Here is a 14,043-nt window from a genome sequence, read left to right as displayed (position 1 = left end):
CCGGTTTGGGGCAGTGTGTAAATGCAAAAAACGCCGTGGGCGCTCGCAAGGGTCAAGGTATCGTCTGTTTCTCGGCGCAATAGCCCGGCGTTTCCGACTCGGACGTGTTCCTGCGCGACCTTCCCACAGTAACGTTAACGGTCAACCCCTCAGCCTATGGGATCGCCACCGCATGACTGGGATGATGCTCAGGGAATCAGCAGAGAGGCATCTCCGTAGGAGAAAAACCGATAGCGCTCCGTCACCGCGTGATCATAGACCCGGCGCATGCGCTCCTGTCCCATCAGGGCCGAGACCAGCATCATCAGGGTTGATTTAGGCAGGTGGAAATTGGTCATCAGTGCATCTGCCACCCGGAAGGTAAAACCGGGATAGATGAAGATATCCGTCTCGCCTTCCCAAGGTGCAATCGCACCGCTGTCGCGTGCAGCACTTTCAATCAGGCGCAGCGCTGTGGTGCCCACCGGGATCACCCGCTGGCCAGCCGCCTTGGTAGCGGCGATCTCCGCCGCGGCCTGCACGGTCACCTGCCCCCATTCGGCATGCATCTTGTGGCTCGTCACGTCCTCGACCTTGACCGGCAGGAACGTACCGGCGCCCACATGCAGCGTGACATAGGTGAACTCAACGCCCTTTGCAGCGAGCGCCGCCAGCAGTGCCTCGTCGAAATGCAGGCTCGCCGTGGGCGCCGCCACGGCACCGGTGCTACGTGCCCAGACGGTCTGATAATCGGTCTTGTCCTGCTCATCCGCCGGGCGTTTGGCGGCGATATAGGGCGGCAAGGGCATTGCCCCCGCCTCGGCCAGCGCCGCGTCGAAATCATCGCCCGCAAGGTTGAAGCGCAGACGTCCCTGTCCCTCGACCACCTCGACAAGCTCTGCCGACAGCTGATCACTGAACACCACCGTCTCACCGACCTTGATCTTCTTGAGCGGTTTCAACAAAGCGCCCCAGCAGCCATCGGCCTGCGGCTCCAGCAAGGTCACCTCGATCCGCGCCGACACAGCGCCTTGCGCCGAGTCGCGATGACGCTGACCGCTGAGACGCGCCGGGATGACGCGGGTGTCATTCAAAACCAGGCGGTCGCCCGGCTGCAGCCATTGCAACAGATCGGTCACACGGGCATCGGTGATCTGGTCCTGCTCCGCCACCAGCAGACGCGCGGAGGACCGCGGCACGGCGGGCCGCGTCGCAATCAGATCATCGGGCAGGTCAAAGTCAAAATCGCTGAGTTTCATGTGGCGCGCGATACTGCGCGCCCAGAGGAAAGTCCATGGCCCGCAGTCGTCACATCTCAGTTTTTATGGCCTAGCGATTGTCCCGCCGCTGCTGCCGCTCTTCGCGTTGCTCTTGTGCGGATTTGCGAGGTGTTTCTGGCTCTTCGCCGGGGGCCGTCGGCTGCGCGCCGCGGAAAATTTCACGCAGGAAACCCGGTGCAAGCCCCGAGAGCGGATTGACCGAGACCTTGGGGTCATCCGCGTGGCCCGTCAATGTGAAGGAAAAGCCAAACACCCCCTCGCCTTTGCGGGTCATCACGCTGCCGATCGCGTTCACAAGGTAGATCGGCGACAACACCCCACGCATGTTCATGCGGCTGGTGGTCAGATCATAGACCCCGTCCAGCGACAGGCCGATCGAGGGGCCCACCGCGGACGAACTGTTCAGCGTCAGGTAGCGTGATCCAAGCCGGAAATCCGCCTCCACGCTGGTGAACAGGATCCCCTGCCCCGACAGCTCGTCGAACAGCCCAACCAGACTGAGCGAATTGATCAGGGCCGCAATCGCCGGCGCGCGCTTGATGCGGATATTACTGACCCGCACCTGCCCGTTGTATTCCCCCGCCGTCTGCGCCGGGATCAGCGTCATCTCGAACGATCCGCCATACCCGTGGCGCACCACTTCAGCGGCACGAAACACCCCGCCCGCATCCTGCGACCGGACGCGCATGGCAAGCCCGCCAGCCTGCGGGACCACCACGCCCTCAACCGGCGTCAGTGAGCCAAGGTTGCCGGTAAAGGCGCCGTTGAACCCGCCAAGCGTGTCAAACCGACCCTCGAACCGGGTCAGTGCAATCTCGTCGGTAACCTGCAATCTGTTGATCGCCAGCGAGATCGGTGTGTTGCTGCCGCCACCGCCGCCGCTCTGCCCGCTCTCTCGACTGCTGAACGGGGCGGTGCGCAGATCGATCACCCCGCCCGTCATCGCCAGCGCGGGCGTCGCATCGCCGCGCCCGGTCAGGGTCACCGGGCCCTGCAGCCAATTGCCAAGCGAGACATTAGAGAACTGCGCGGCATCCAAGCCGCCGGTGGGTTTTACTGTCACACGCCCCTGCGCCCGCAGGCCGCTGGCCTCCAGCACCAGGTTCTCGACAGAGGGCGTTCCGGTCAGCACCGTGTTGAATGACAGCGTGCCAGCTGAGCGTTCCGGCTTGCTCCAGGCCAGCTCCGGCAACCGCAGGCCGACCCCTTGCAGATCACTTTGAACGCTCAGCTGCACCGGCTTTCCCGGTGGCAGAACCGCCTTGATCGTTGCGCTGCCCGTTCCCCTGACCAATCCATCCGGCAGGCCGATCTTCAGGGCCTCTATGGTGCGTGGCGACAGTTCGATCTCACCCTCGATGGTGCCATCCGGCGGATTGCCGGGCCGCAGCCCCTGACGCCAGCGCGCCCGGATCGGCACCCCGGCGAACTGCCCCGGCCCAGACACCGTCACATGTGTGTTGTCGCCAGAGATCGACAGCTGGTCCGATGCGATCTCAAACCCCGGCACCAGGACCGAGCTGCTCACATCCCGCAGCTGTCCGGCGTAGTGATAGTCCACTTCCTTCACATCGAGCTTCTTCTTTAGCGGCATCGCAGCGGTCGCCGTCACCGAAACCGCGCCCTGACCCAGCTCGACCGGAAGGCCTACATTGTCCAAAATGCTTAAGGGTGCACGATTGAGCAACGACAGCACCGCCAGCGCTGGCCCATCCGCCTGCGCCCGCAGAATCCCAAGACTGCTGTCCCCTTTTTGCGACATATCGGGAATGATGAAAGAGGAGCCGGCCATATCCATGGCGCCCCCCTGTCGGGCCGTCACCGCACCACGGGTGGCCGTAACCACCAGACGCTTGCCATAGATGCTGAGCTGCCCTGCGGCATCTTCAAGATTGGGGTAGAATTTGTTGAACCTGACGCTGCCGTTCTCGAACCCGAGGTCCAGCGCGACAAAGGGTTTCTCCGCATCCCGTCCACGCAACGCAAACTGCGCATTTTGAATGTCGCCCGTCAACACGTTCTCCGTGAACCAGGCGCGGGGTTTGGGGGGCGCCGAGGGAGGCCACATTTCCTTGACGACCGCGACATCCAGATGGTCTGCCGCCCCCTGAACATCATAGTTCCAGCCTTTGTCTCCGGCCCGGACCTCCCCGTGCAACAGAAGGTCCGTGTCGCCTTGCTGAACCAGCATTTCGCCGAGACGCAACCGGAATGGCGCCAGCTCCATCAGGAAATCGACGCGCACACCGGAGAACGTCAACGGCTCGGGATAAAGCCGCAGCGGGTTCAGCTCCAGATCGGTAAATCGCAGCTGGCCGACCAATTCGGTCAGGCGCCCATCGCGCACCCCCACCAGCTCCGCGCGCCCCTCCATCTGACCACTGACCCAGCCGCTGTCGACGGAGAGGCGGGAGAACTCCAGCTCCTGCGTGGCCGGATCGAAGGTAAAGAAACTCTGCGCGGACTGCAGCGGCACGGGTTTCAGAGCCTCGTTTGGCTGGATCACGCCGCTGCCGATCTCCAAACTCGCGGTCAATGGCAACAAGATGCCCTTGCTGTTCACGGCCCCTTGCAAGGCGCCAGAGATCGGCGCGCGCAAGACATCAAGCCACCCAAACGCGGGGCTTTGGCTGGCCACGTCCGAGCTAGGCACCTGATCCACCACCACGGCAAATTCCGCGGCGGTATTGCCAATGTCTGAGCGATAGGTGGCCTCGACCGTGCTGGCATATTCGCGCCCGCTCAGCACCGAGAACCCGGCCTCGATCTCCACATTGTCGCCCGCGCGCGACAGCAGGATCGTTCCGCCGTCCAGCGTCCATGCACGATCAATGCGCCGGTCAATATAGTTCAGGGTAACCGCCTGGGTCTCGACGCGCGTCAGGGCGGACAGGATCGGCAGTTCAAGCTGGCGGTCCCAGGCCTCGATCAACTGCGGCAGGTTCCGAGCCTGCCGGAATGGCGCCGCACCGTCCGAGAAGCTCAGCGCGACCGCGCCATCACTTTCCCGTTGCAAGGTCGCAAAAAGGCCGGACAGGGAAATCGTCTTTGGCCGGATCTGGCCGCGCAGCAACGGACGCATGGCCAGCGCCGCCTGCGCATCTTCCAAATGCGCCGCCGGACTTCCGTCTGGATAGAAAAGCGTCACATCACGCAACGACAGCCGCGGCCGCCAGCCGCTGTGCACCACCAGTTCGATTTCGCCGAATTCGATCTCCAGCCCGCCCAGCTGCGCCTCGAGACGCTGCTCTGCTTCCGCGCGCAGCCAATCAGGCGCGCCCAGCCGCTTGTCCAACAGGACAAACACCGCCACCGCCAGCACAGCCGCAACTGCCGAGACCCACACAAGGATCTTCCAGGTCCGGCGCATGGCCCGACGCCGCCATGTGGGTTTCTGATCCGCAGGCGCCACGAATTGCGGCAGGTCTTCCTGCGGCGGCGTGACGATCTGTGCTTTTTCTTCGCCTGACATGATCTATGTATGGCTCGCACTAGCAAGAAAACTTGCGCGAAAACGTCTGGAGACCCAAAACATGCTCGAACCCTCTGACCTTGCCCCTGCGTTCACTCTTCCGCGCGATGGCGGCGGCGAAATATCCCTCTCGGACCTGAAGGGTCAGGTCGTTGTTCTGTTTTTCTATCCTCGCGATGATACGCCGGGTTGCACCAAGGAATCCATCGGATTTTCCAAACATCTGCAAGCCTTTGCCGACGCGGGGGCGGCTGTATTCGGTGTCTCGCGGGATACGGTGGCGAAACACGATAAATTCGTCGCAAAACATGGGCTCACCGTGCCGCTGCTCTCCGATGCAGAAAGCACCATGTGCGAGGCTTATGGCGTCTGGGTGGAAAAGAACATGTATGGTCGCAAAAGCATGGGCATCGAACGGTCGACGTTTGTGATCGACCGCGACGGGAAGATCGCCCGCATCTGGCGCAAGGTCAAAGTCCCCGGCCATGTCGAAGAGGTACTGGAGGCGGTCAAAGCTCTCTGACCCGATCACACAAAACGACAGGCTCCCGCCCCTTTTTAAGATGCGGCAAAGCCACCTCCAAAAGCGTTGGGCCGGGCGAGGCCGCGCCGCAGGCGCGGCCTCGCCCTCCCGCGATTTGCACAGCAAAGCGCAAAACCTCACAGGACCGCCTGCGCCGTGACCTGACGCCTCGCTCCGGAGCCGCCCGTCACCCGCCCCTGTGACGTCACCGCCCTGGATGGGCTGCAAGAAAAATCGCCGAGGGGCCACACCCTGTGGGTGGGGGGACGGCTATTTTCCTTGCAGGTCAGCCTTTGCGATGGCAGGGGACAGATCAGATGAGGGGCAGTGCCGGAGCGTTTTCGCTCTGGTGAGCTCTGATACAGCCACCCACCGCACCACATGCGCCAGCCACACCCTGCCACGGCCTCAAAGCCAGACTGACGGACCCATGACCCAAAGCCGCCCCACCCTCGCCCAGATGGCGACCGAAGTGCTCAATTGCGCCGATGGGCGCGCAAAGACCGCCCTGTCTCGTGCGCATGCCGCAGCGTGGCGGGCGGCCCGCGCTGGTAAGGCGCCCGAGATCGCGATCGGCAGCGCCGCGCCGCCGCTGCATCCCGCCCGCCCGGACCAGCCGGCGCTGCTGCACCCGCGTGAGGTACCGAAACGCAAACCCGGCTCGCCGCAGGGACGCATCGCGCTGCTGCATGCGGTGGCGCATATCGAACTCAACGCGGTTGATCTGCACTGGGACATCATCGCCCGTTTCACTCATGTCCCGATGCCGCTGGGGTTCTATGATGACTGGGTGAAATCCGCAGATGAGGAATCCAAGCATTTCAACCTGATGTGCGACTGCCTTGAGAGCCTCGACAGCCACTACGGCGCCCTGCCCGCCCATGCCGGCATGTGGCGCGCCGCCGAGGATACGAAGGACGACCTGATGGGCCGCCTCGCCGTGGTGCCGATGGTGCTGGAGGCCCGCGGTCTGGATGTCACCCCGGGCATGATCGCGATCTTTCGCAAGGCGGGGATGCAGCAGGCGATTGATGCACTGGAAGAAATCTATGCCGAGGAGGTCGGCCATGTGGCCTATGGCGCCAAATGGTTCAACTTTCTCTGCGGACGCGACAACCTTGACCCCAAGGCCGAATTCCACACCCTCGTGCAGACCTACTTTCATGGCGCATTGAAGCCGCCCTTCAACGAGGAAAAACGCGCCGATGCCGGGCTGCCGCCGGATTTCTACTGGCCGCTCGCAGATGGCGAGGCCCCCGCTTACGCGCGCTGAGCGCCTTGCAAGATCGCAGCCTGCCCCCAGAGTATTACCGCTGGGCAAACCGGCCCATATCGGCAGCTTTCTGCCTAAGGCCAAGGAATGCCGGAACTTCTTCGTAAACTCTTTGGAACAGGGTTGCCGAATGGCCACAGTCTGGCTATTCCATTCCGCCAAGGCTGCATTTGTCCACACCCTAAGGGCATTAAGAATGTGGTCAGGGGACGGAACAAGGATATCGAGACTTGCGAGGCGGTTTGTACCTACGGATTCACGCGTTTCTGGAACGTCGTTTTCCCGAACGTCGGGTTTTCCTGAAATCAGACAGCGACACGCGGTTCATCCGTCTGAGTTCGGAAACCCAGCTTGTCACCGTCGCCGGACTGGCCCTGTTTGTGTCCTGGGCCATCGTGGCAACCGCGATCGTGCTGATGGACAGCATCGGGTCCGGCAATTTCCGCGATCAGGCCCGGCGCGATCAACAGGTCTATCAGGAGCGCCTGAACGCGCTGTCCACTGAACGTGATCGCCGCGCCGAAGAGGCGCTGGCCGCGCAGGAACGGTTCAACTCCTCGCTGCAGCAGATCTCCACCATGCAATCCGAACTGCTGGCCTCCGAAACCCGCCGCCGCGAGCTGGAAACCGGCATCGACGTGATTCAGGCCAACCTGCGCGAAACCATCAAGGAACGCGAGATCCTGAAACGCACCGTGCTGGACCTGCGTGAACAGACGGCCCCCGACAGCCCCGAGGAAGTCCTCGCAGCGACCGCACCCGCGCAGCTTGAGTTTCTGACCGCGGCCCTGGCAGAAACCGCAGAAGAGCGCGATCAGATTGAGAGCGACGCACAATCCGCCCTCAACCAACGCGATGATCTTGAACTGGAACTGCGCCTGAATGCGCAGCGCAACGACCAGATTTTCCGCCAGCTTGAAGAGGCGATGGCGATTTCGGTCGATCCCCTGAACAAGATGTTCTCCGCCGCTGGCCTGCCACCGGACCGGATCCTTGAGCAGGTGCGCCGGGGTTATAGTGGCGAAGGCGGCCCGCTGGAGCCACTGTCTTTGTCGACCCGCGGCGAAGAGGCAAGCCCGGACGAAATTCGCGCCAATGCTCTACTCAATCAGATGAGCCAGCTGAACCTCTATCGCATCGCTGCGGAACAGGCGCCCTTCTCTGTCCCGGTCAACCTCAGCCAAGTGCGCCAGAGCTCCGGCTTCGGCTATCGTCGCGATCCAAAGACCGGCGGGCGGCGCCTGCACAAAGGGTCGGATTTTGCTGGCGGCACCGGCACGGACATCTTTGCCACCGCTGATGGCGTCGTCACCCATGCGGGTTGGCAGTCGGGCTATGGCCGCCTCGTCAAGATCCAGCATGCCTTCGGCATCGAAACCAGATATGCCCATAACTCCAACCTCCGCGTAAAGGTCGGTCAAAGGGTCTCGCGCGGAGATCATATTGCTGATATGGGTACCACCGGACGGTCCACCGGGACCCACCTCCATTACGAGGTCAGGGTCAATGGCAAACCCGTAAACCCCATGATCTATATCAAGGCTGCGAGAAATGTTTTCTAAGAGCAAAATCAACGAGCCCGGCCCAAAACAAGCCGAGACCCCCACGGCGACCCCGGCCTCCAGCCCGGCGTCCTCTTCCTCTTCGAGCAGCGCATCCACAGGTGCCAGCGAATACAGCAAGCCTGCTGCGCCCAAGGCAAAGCCGCCGGCGTCGCTGCTCAGCTCCGATCTGCACATCACCGGCAACGTCAAGACCACCGGTGACATCCAGGTCGAAGGCACTGTCGAGGGCGACATCCGCGCGCATCTGCTGACCATCGGCGAATCCGCGACGATAAAGGGTGAGATCACCGCAGATGACGTGGTCATCAACGGTCGCATCGTGGGTCGCGTCCGTGGCCTCAAGGTCCGCCTGACCTCCACCGCGCGGGTCGAGGGTGACATCATCCACAAGACCATCGCGATCGAGTCCGGTGCCCATTTCGAAGGTTCCGTGCAGCGTCAGGACGACCCGCTCAGCCCCGGCAAGGCGGCTCAGAAGGCTCCGGCGCATGCGGCAGCAACTGCCGTTCCTGCCAAGGCCGAAGGCTGAGATCACCGGCATCAGGCCTGCGGGTCTGACCTCGCGGATCCTTTCTGCGACCACAACCTATAGCGAAGGCGTCGGAGCAGTCCGGCGCCTTTTTCTTGTTGCTCTCTCGGACCTGGCGCCCTGCCCCACGACGCCTCTCTCACGGCAGACAACAAAAAACGCCCCGCAGCATCAGACTGCGGGGCGTTCTGTCTCAGGAATGGGCGCGCGCCTTACTCGGTCACGGTGACCTTGGTCATCACGTCCGGCTTGCCGGTGATCGCACCGGAGCGCGGCGCGCCGCGTTTGATGGCGTCGACCACATCCATGCCCTCGGTCACACGGCCCACAACGGTATATTGACCGTTCAGGAAATGCCCCTGATCAAACATGATGAAGAACTGCGAATTGCCGCTGTCGGGGTTCTGCGAGCGTGCCATGCCGACAACACCGCGATCAAACGGCAGGTCGGAGAACTCGGCGGGCAGATCCGGGCGGTCGGAGCCGCCGGTGCCCGCGAGACGCATGTCAGAGCCGAGACGGCCATTTTCCACGTCGCCGGTCTGCGCCATGAAACCGTCGATCACCCGGTGGAACACGACACCGTCATACTGGCCATCATTGGCCAGCGCGGTAATCTGCTCCACATGTTTGGGCGCCACATCTTCCAAGAGGTCGATGACGATGGTGCCATTGGCCTCGCCCTCGACCTGGATTTCCAGGCCGGAGGCAAAGGCGGGCGCGGAGACCAGCAGCGCCAGTGCGGTCAGACGCTTAAGCATCCGCTGCCACCTTGACCGAGATCATGCGGTCCGGGTTCGCAGGCGGCTCGCCCCGGGTGATCGCATCCACATGCTCCATGCCCTCAACGACACGGCCATAGACGGTGTACTGACCGTTCAGGAAGTGGTTGTCCTTGAAGTTGATGAAGAACTGCGAGTTGGCGGAGTTCGGGTTCGACGACCGCGCCGCGCCCAAGGTACCCCGGTCATGCGGCAGTTTGGAGAATTCCGCTGGCAGATCCGGCAGGTCGGAGCCACCGGTGCCCGCGCGACCGATGTTGAACCCGTCTTCCATGTCGCCATGGGCCACGTCACCCGTCTGCGCCATGAAGCCGTCGATCACCCGGTGAAAGGCCACGTTGTCATATTCGCCGGCGCGCGCCAGTTCCTTCATGCGCTCGGCATGTTTCGGTGCCACATCGGCCAGAAGCTCAATGACGACATTGCCGTCCTTCAGCTCAACGATGATGGTGTTCTCGGGATCCTTGATCTCGGCCATGAGGCCCTCCTGTCATTTTCGTATTGCCGGAATACCTAAAGTCGATGCCCGGTCTTGCCAAGGGCGCAATGCACACTGTCAATCACCTCGGCGGGAACCGGGCAATGATCGGGGCATTGACTGAGATCCCAAAACACAGGACACAAGCGCCAGAACCGAATTTCTGCCATGCAATCCTCCGCATGCGCGCCATATTCCGAAGGGAGCCGGACATGAGCTGGAAGACACTCGATGACATGGATCTGCAGGACAAGGTCGTTCTGACCCGCGTCGACATCAACGTGCCGATGGAGGGTGGCCGCGTCACCGATGACACCCGCATCCAGCGGCTGGTTCCAACCCTCTCCGATCTGCTGGCCAAAGGCGCCAAACCGGTGCTGCTGGCGCATTTCGGTCGCCCCAAGGGTCAGGTCGTGGCAGAGATGTCGCTGCAGCCGCTGGTGCCCGCGCTGGAAGCCGCCTTTGGCGCGCCGGTGGTCTTTGTCGCCGATTGCCGTGGTCCTGCCGCCGAAGCGGCCGTTGCCGCCCTGCAACCGGGCCAGGTCCTGCTGCTGGAGAACACGCGTTTCCACGCCGGCGAGGAAAAGAACGACGCCGAGCTGGCAGCTGAGATGGCAAAGCTGGGCGATATCTTCTGCAATGACGCATTTTCCGCCGCACACCGCGCCCATGCCTCGACCGAGGCGCTGGCCCGGTTGCTGCCCGCCTGTGCGGGCCGTCTGATGGCGACCGAGCTGCAGGCGCTCGAAGGGGCGCTGTCGACGCCAGACCGTCCGGTCACCGCCGTGGTGGGCGGCGCCAAGGTGTCTACCAAGCTCGACCTGCTCGGCAATCTGGTGGCCAAGGTCGACACGCTGGTGATCGGCGGCGGCATGGCCAATACGTTTCTGGCCGCACAGGGCATCGATGTGGGCAAATCGCTGTGCGAACACGACATGGCCGACACCGCACGCGAGATCATGACCAAGGCCGAGGCGGCAGGCTGCACCATCCTGCTGCCGTCGGATGTTGTTGTGGCGCGAGAATTCAAGGCCGGAGCCGCGAATGAGACCGTGCCCGCCGATGCCTGCCCTGCCGATGCGATGATCCTTGATGCGGGCCCTGCCTCGGTTGCCGCCATCGCCACAGTCCTGGCCGACAGCAAGACCCTGATCTGGAATGGCCCGCTTGGCGCCTTTGAGATCGCGCCGTTTGACATGGCCACCAATGCCGCTGCGCAAAAGGCGGCCGACTGCACCAAGGCGGGCACATTGATCTCGGTTGCCGGAGGCGGCGACACCGTGGCCGCCCTCAATCAGGCCGGTGCGGCGGAGGCCTTCAGCTATATCTCCACGGCTGGCGGTGCCTTCCTGGAGTGGATGGAGGGCAAGACCCTGCCCGGCGTCGCCGCGCTGGAAGGGTGAAACCTGCAGGCAGACTGCCCTCAGGCTGACACTCTGCTTCATCTTGATACCTCTCTTCCGCCGCGCCACAAGCGCGGCGGAAATAATTGAAAATTTGAAGAAATTTTCCACGCCGCGCGATTGAGATCATGCAAACATAAGCCTATCGCAAACGGTTTCTTTACGATGCTTGACGTAAGGTTTGCTCAATTGGTGGGCACTCACGCCCACATGAATACGTCAGGCAGTTAGGCATGAGCAACTTTTCACTCCGCACTCAGATTTTCATTTTCGCCAGCATTTTTATCATCATGATCCTCGCTCTTGCGTCGGTATCCTGGATGACAAATCAGCGAATGACCCAGGCGACCTATCATTACCGCGCCGTCAGCACACAACTCAAAAGCACGGACGCGATCAAGGAAGACATCGAACAGGGCATCGGTGACCTGCTGTCCTATACTGTCGGCATGCCGGAGGGACTGAACGAATTGCGCGGCAATATTGTCGAGGTCCGCGACGAAATCGCAAAGGCCGACGCCAATTTCCTCAGCACAAGCGTGGTGGCAGCCCGCGATCCCGCCGCTCACAAGGCGTTGCTTGAACTCTCCCCCAAACTCGATGCCATCGAAGTCACCTTGGAGCAGGTCGAACGCACCGAGGGCGACGCGCGTCTGGAACTGGTATTCGACAACGTAATCCCAGCAGTTGGCCAGTTGCGCGACATTATCGACGGGCTTCAGGACAAACTGGGCGAGAAAAGCACCGCCGTTCGGGGTCAGGTTGACCAGTTGATTTCCATCAGTCAGACGATCCAGATCTTCAGCAGCGTCGCGGCAACGCTGATCGCGATCGCCGTGGCCTTTGTCTTTGGCCGCAAACTCTCCCGCCCGGTGGCGGATGCCGCAAAAACCATCGATGCACTGGCGCAGCAGGACTATGATGCAGAGATCACCGGCACGGACCGCGGTGACGAGCTGGGCACGATCGCCCGCAACCTGCAGGACCTGCGCACGCAGCTCTCTGAAGCGGATACGCTGGAGCGGCAGAACCAAGAGGAAAACGCCCGTCGAGTGGAGCTGTTCAACGTCCTCGGCGCCGCCATGAGCGGCCTCAAAAGCGGCGAGCTTGACCAGCAGATCCCCAGCGATCATTGGTCGGATCTGGGCGCCAGCTACACCGCGCTCTGCGATGATTTCAACGCGCTGTCCGTCTCTCTGGCCGATCTGGTGGCACAGCTGAACCAAAGCTCCACCGTGGTCGAAGAGAACGCCCGCGAGATGGAGCGCATGTCCGATCAAATGTCCCAGCGCGCTGAAACCCAGGCCGCGACGCTGGAGGAATCCGCCGCCGCACTCGAAGAGATGTCTGCTTCGGTCCAGTCCAGTGCCGCACAGGCGCAGGCGGCGGACCGCGAGGTCGAAGAAGGTCGCCGCCGCGCGGAACAGGGCGGCGAAGTCATGCAAAAGGCCCGTCAGGCGATGGCCTCGATCTCCGAGTCCTCCGCCAACATCACCCAGATCATCACCTCCATCGACGACATCGCCTTTCAGACCAGCCTGTTGGCCCTGAATGCCGGCGTCGAGGCGGCCCGCGCAGGCGAAGCGGGGCGCGGCTTTGCCGTTGTCGCCTCCGAGGTGCGCGGACTGGCGATGAAAGCCGCTCAATCTGCGAGCGAGATCAAGCAGTTGGTCCAGGACAGCTCCAGTCAGGTCGAAGAGGGAGAGCGCCTGGTTCAGGCCACGGCCGAGACCCTTACCCAGATCGTCGAAAGCGTCACGAATGTCTCCGGCATGGTATCCGCGATCGCCAGCTCCTCGGGCGAGCAGGCCGCCGGCATCAAGGAGATCAACATCGGCGTGGCACAGCTGGACAAGGTGACGCAGGAAAACGCCGCAATGGTGCAGGAAACCTACGGCGCCAGCCAAGAGATGCGCATGCAGGCGAGCCGCCTCACCAACCTGCTGGAGGGGTTCACCGGCGGAGCCTCTGCGACGCTTGACGACTTCACCGACACGCAATCCGCTGCCTGACCGGCGCGGCTTCTACGCGGCCGCCATACGATAGCGGCCGAGACTCAATCTCTGTCCTAAAAAGCGCGGTCGGGGCCATCAGTGCCCCGGCCGCGCGTGTCGATGACACTGTGCTTGACCGGCCGACTGCCCATCTATGAACGCCTGGCCGCCTGTACCCGCCTGATATGCGCCCGAAATACACCAGACTGTCCCGACTTTGCGACACTCCGTGGGCGTTCTCCTTTTGGGAATTCACAGCGCAGCTCTCCTGTGGCATACGAAAGACAGACGCCGGACAAACTGGCGCGACCGAGCACATTATTCTTCTACAGGCAGCTCCACCGTGACGCGAAAATCGACCCCATCTCTCGGCACCCTGCTGTTCTTTGCCGCGGCATTCTTGCTGAGCGCCTATTTCACCTTCGCCGCCGTGCAAGGTGATTTTGGTCTGTTCCGCCGTGTCGAGCTTCAGGCCGAAGCGGACGGTTTGTCAAAAGACCTGGAGCGCCTTGAACACGACATTGCGCGGATGGAAAACCTCACCCGTCGCCTGTCCGATGACTACCTTGATCTTGATCTGCTCGACGAACAGTCCCGCTCCATTCTCGGCCTCGTGCGTGCCGACGAAATCATCGTCGACTGAACGCTGCCGCGCGACGGGGCTTGATTTCCCCATCGCAAGACGTCAGCCTCCTCCTGTCACCCTGCGTTTCGTCGGAAAATGCCGCATGTGTTGGCGTCTCGATGCCCGTTTGCGGCGTGGAA

Annotated in this window: 11 protein-coding genes; 7 read left to right on the top strand and 4 right to left on the bottom strand. The window is 62.4% G+C overall.

Translation table 11 applies throughout. From position 1 onward, the window contains the following. Positions 1-188 precede the first annotated feature (188 nt). Both queA and CLV89_RS10125 read right to left on the bottom strand, forming a co-directional pair. On the bottom strand, positions 189-1,238 hold the full coding sequence (queA, locus tag CLV89_RS10130; RefSeq protein WP_106163550.1) for a tRNA preQ1(34) S-adenosylmethionine ribosyltransferase-isomerase QueA: 1,050 nt from the start codon (positions 1,236-1,238) through the stop codon (positions 189-191). Positions 1,239-1,308: 70 nt separating this feature from the next. Then, complete coding sequence (locus CLV89_RS10125; protein WP_106163549.1) at positions 1,309-4,731, bottom strand: YhdP family protein; 3,423 nt, start codon at positions 4,729-4,731, stop codon at positions 1,309-1,311. Positions 4,732-4,792: 61 nt separating this feature from the next. On the opposite strand from CLV89_RS10125, the gene CLV89_RS10120 reads away from it, so the two are divergent. The 4 genes from CLV89_RS10120 to CLV89_RS10105 all read left to right on the top strand — a co-directional run bounded on the left by CLV89_RS10120 (position 4,793) and on the right by CLV89_RS10105 (position 8,621). Next, a complete protein-coding gene (locus CLV89_RS10120) occupies positions 4,793-5,254 on the top strand; it encodes a peroxiredoxin (protein ID WP_106163548.1) in 462 nt (153 codons plus the stop codon). A gap of 430 nt (positions 5,255-5,684) precedes the next feature. Beyond that, positions 5,685-6,527 (top strand): ferritin-like domain-containing protein, encoded by an 843-nt coding sequence (locus CLV89_RS10115; protein ID WP_106163547.1) that lies wholly within the window; start codon positions 5,685-5,687, stop codon positions 6,525-6,527. 230 nt (positions 6,528-6,757) lie between these two features. Continuing rightward, complete coding sequence (locus CLV89_RS10110; protein WP_106163546.1) at positions 6,758-8,089, top strand: DUF5930 domain-containing protein; 1,332 nt, start codon at positions 6,758-6,760, stop codon at positions 8,087-8,089. After that, complete coding sequence (locus CLV89_RS10105) at positions 8,079-8,621, top strand: bactofilin family protein (RefSeq protein WP_106163545.1); 543 nt, start codon at positions 8,079-8,081, stop codon at positions 8,619-8,621. Before CLV89_RS10110 ends, CLV89_RS10105 begins: the two co-directional genes overlap by 11 nt. A gap of 212 nt (positions 8,622-8,833) precedes the next feature. On the opposite strand, the gene CLV89_RS10100 is transcribed toward CLV89_RS10105, so the two are convergent. Continuing rightward, positions 8,834-9,382 (bottom strand): peptidylprolyl isomerase, encoded by a 549-nt coding sequence (locus CLV89_RS10100; RefSeq protein ID WP_106163544.1) that lies wholly within the window; start codon positions 9,380-9,382, stop codon positions 8,834-8,836. Beyond that, positions 9,375-9,881 carry a peptidylprolyl isomerase gene (locus CLV89_RS10095; RefSeq protein ID WP_106163543.1) on the bottom strand — a complete coding sequence of 169 codons (507 nt, stop codon included), beginning with the start codon at positions 9,879-9,881 and terminating at the stop codon, positions 9,375-9,377. Before CLV89_RS10095 ends, CLV89_RS10100 begins: the two co-directional genes overlap by 8 nt. Positions 9,882-10,093: 212 nt before the next feature. On the opposite strand from CLV89_RS10095, the gene CLV89_RS10090 reads away from it, so the two are divergent. The 3 genes from CLV89_RS10090 to CLV89_RS10080 all read left to right on the top strand — a co-directional run bounded on the left by CLV89_RS10090 (position 10,094) and on the right by CLV89_RS10080 (position 13,921). Further along, positions 10,094-11,284 (top strand): phosphoglycerate kinase, encoded by a 1,191-nt coding sequence (locus CLV89_RS10090; RefSeq protein ID WP_106163542.1) that lies wholly within the window; start codon positions 10,094-10,096, stop codon positions 11,282-11,284. A 233-nt stretch (positions 11,285-11,517) separates the two neighbouring features. Next, the gene (locus tag CLV89_RS10085) at positions 11,518-13,296 is read left to right on the top strand and encodes a methyl-accepting chemotaxis protein (protein WP_106163541.1); all 1,779 of its coding nucleotides are present in this window, start codon (positions 11,518-11,520) and stop codon (positions 13,294-13,296) included. Between the two features lie 325 nt (positions 13,297-13,621). Beyond that, a complete protein-coding gene (locus CLV89_RS10080) occupies positions 13,622-13,921 on the top strand; it encodes an FtsB family cell division protein (protein ID WP_106163540.1) in 300 nt (99 codons plus the stop codon). Positions 13,922-14,043: the final 122 nt, after the last annotated feature.

The organism is Tritonibacter scottomollicae (assembly GCF_003003215.1).
Classification (GTDB): Bacteria; Pseudomonadota; Alphaproteobacteria; order Rhodobacterales; family Rhodobacteraceae; genus Epibacterium; species Epibacterium scottomollicae.
The sequence above is the reverse complement of the archived record's forward strand: the minus strand, read 5'-3'. Positions and strand labels throughout refer to the sequence as shown.

What these genes read in the sequence shown, in the direction of transcription:
- queA (WP_106163550.1), bottom strand. Translation starts at nt 1,238, where the DNA reads ATGAAACTCAGCGATTTTGACTTTGACCTGCCCGATGATCTGATTGCG.
- CLV89_RS10125 (WP_106163549.1), bottom strand. Translation starts at nt 4,731, where the DNA reads ATGTCAGGCGAAGAAAAAGCACAGATCGTCACGCCGCCGCAGGAAGAC.
- CLV89_RS10120 (WP_106163548.1), top strand. Translation starts at nt 4,793, where the DNA reads ATGCTCGAACCCTCTGACCTTGCCCCTGCGTTCACTCTTCCGCGCGAT.
- CLV89_RS10115 (WP_106163547.1), top strand. Translation starts at nt 5,685, where the DNA reads ATGACCCAAAGCCGCCCCACCCTCGCCCAGATGGCGACCGAAGTGCTC.
- CLV89_RS10105 (WP_106163545.1), top strand. Translation starts at nt 8,079, where the DNA reads ATGTTTTCTAAGAGCAAAATCAACGAGCCCGGCCCAAAACAAGCCGAG.
- CLV89_RS10100 (WP_106163544.1), bottom strand. Translation starts at nt 9,382, where the DNA reads ATGCTTAAGCGTCTGACCGCACTGGCGCTGCTGGTCTCCGCGCCCGCC.
- CLV89_RS10095 (WP_106163543.1), bottom strand. Translation starts at nt 9,881, where the DNA reads ATGGCCGAGATCAAGGATCCCGAGAACACCATCATCGTTGAGCTGAAG.
- CLV89_RS10090 (WP_106163542.1), top strand. Translation starts at nt 10,094, where the DNA reads ATGAGCTGGAAGACACTCGATGACATGGATCTGCAGGACAAGGTCGTT.
- CLV89_RS10085 (WP_106163541.1), top strand. Translation starts at nt 11,518, where the DNA reads ATGAGCAACTTTTCACTCCGCACTCAGATTTTCATTTTCGCCAGCATT.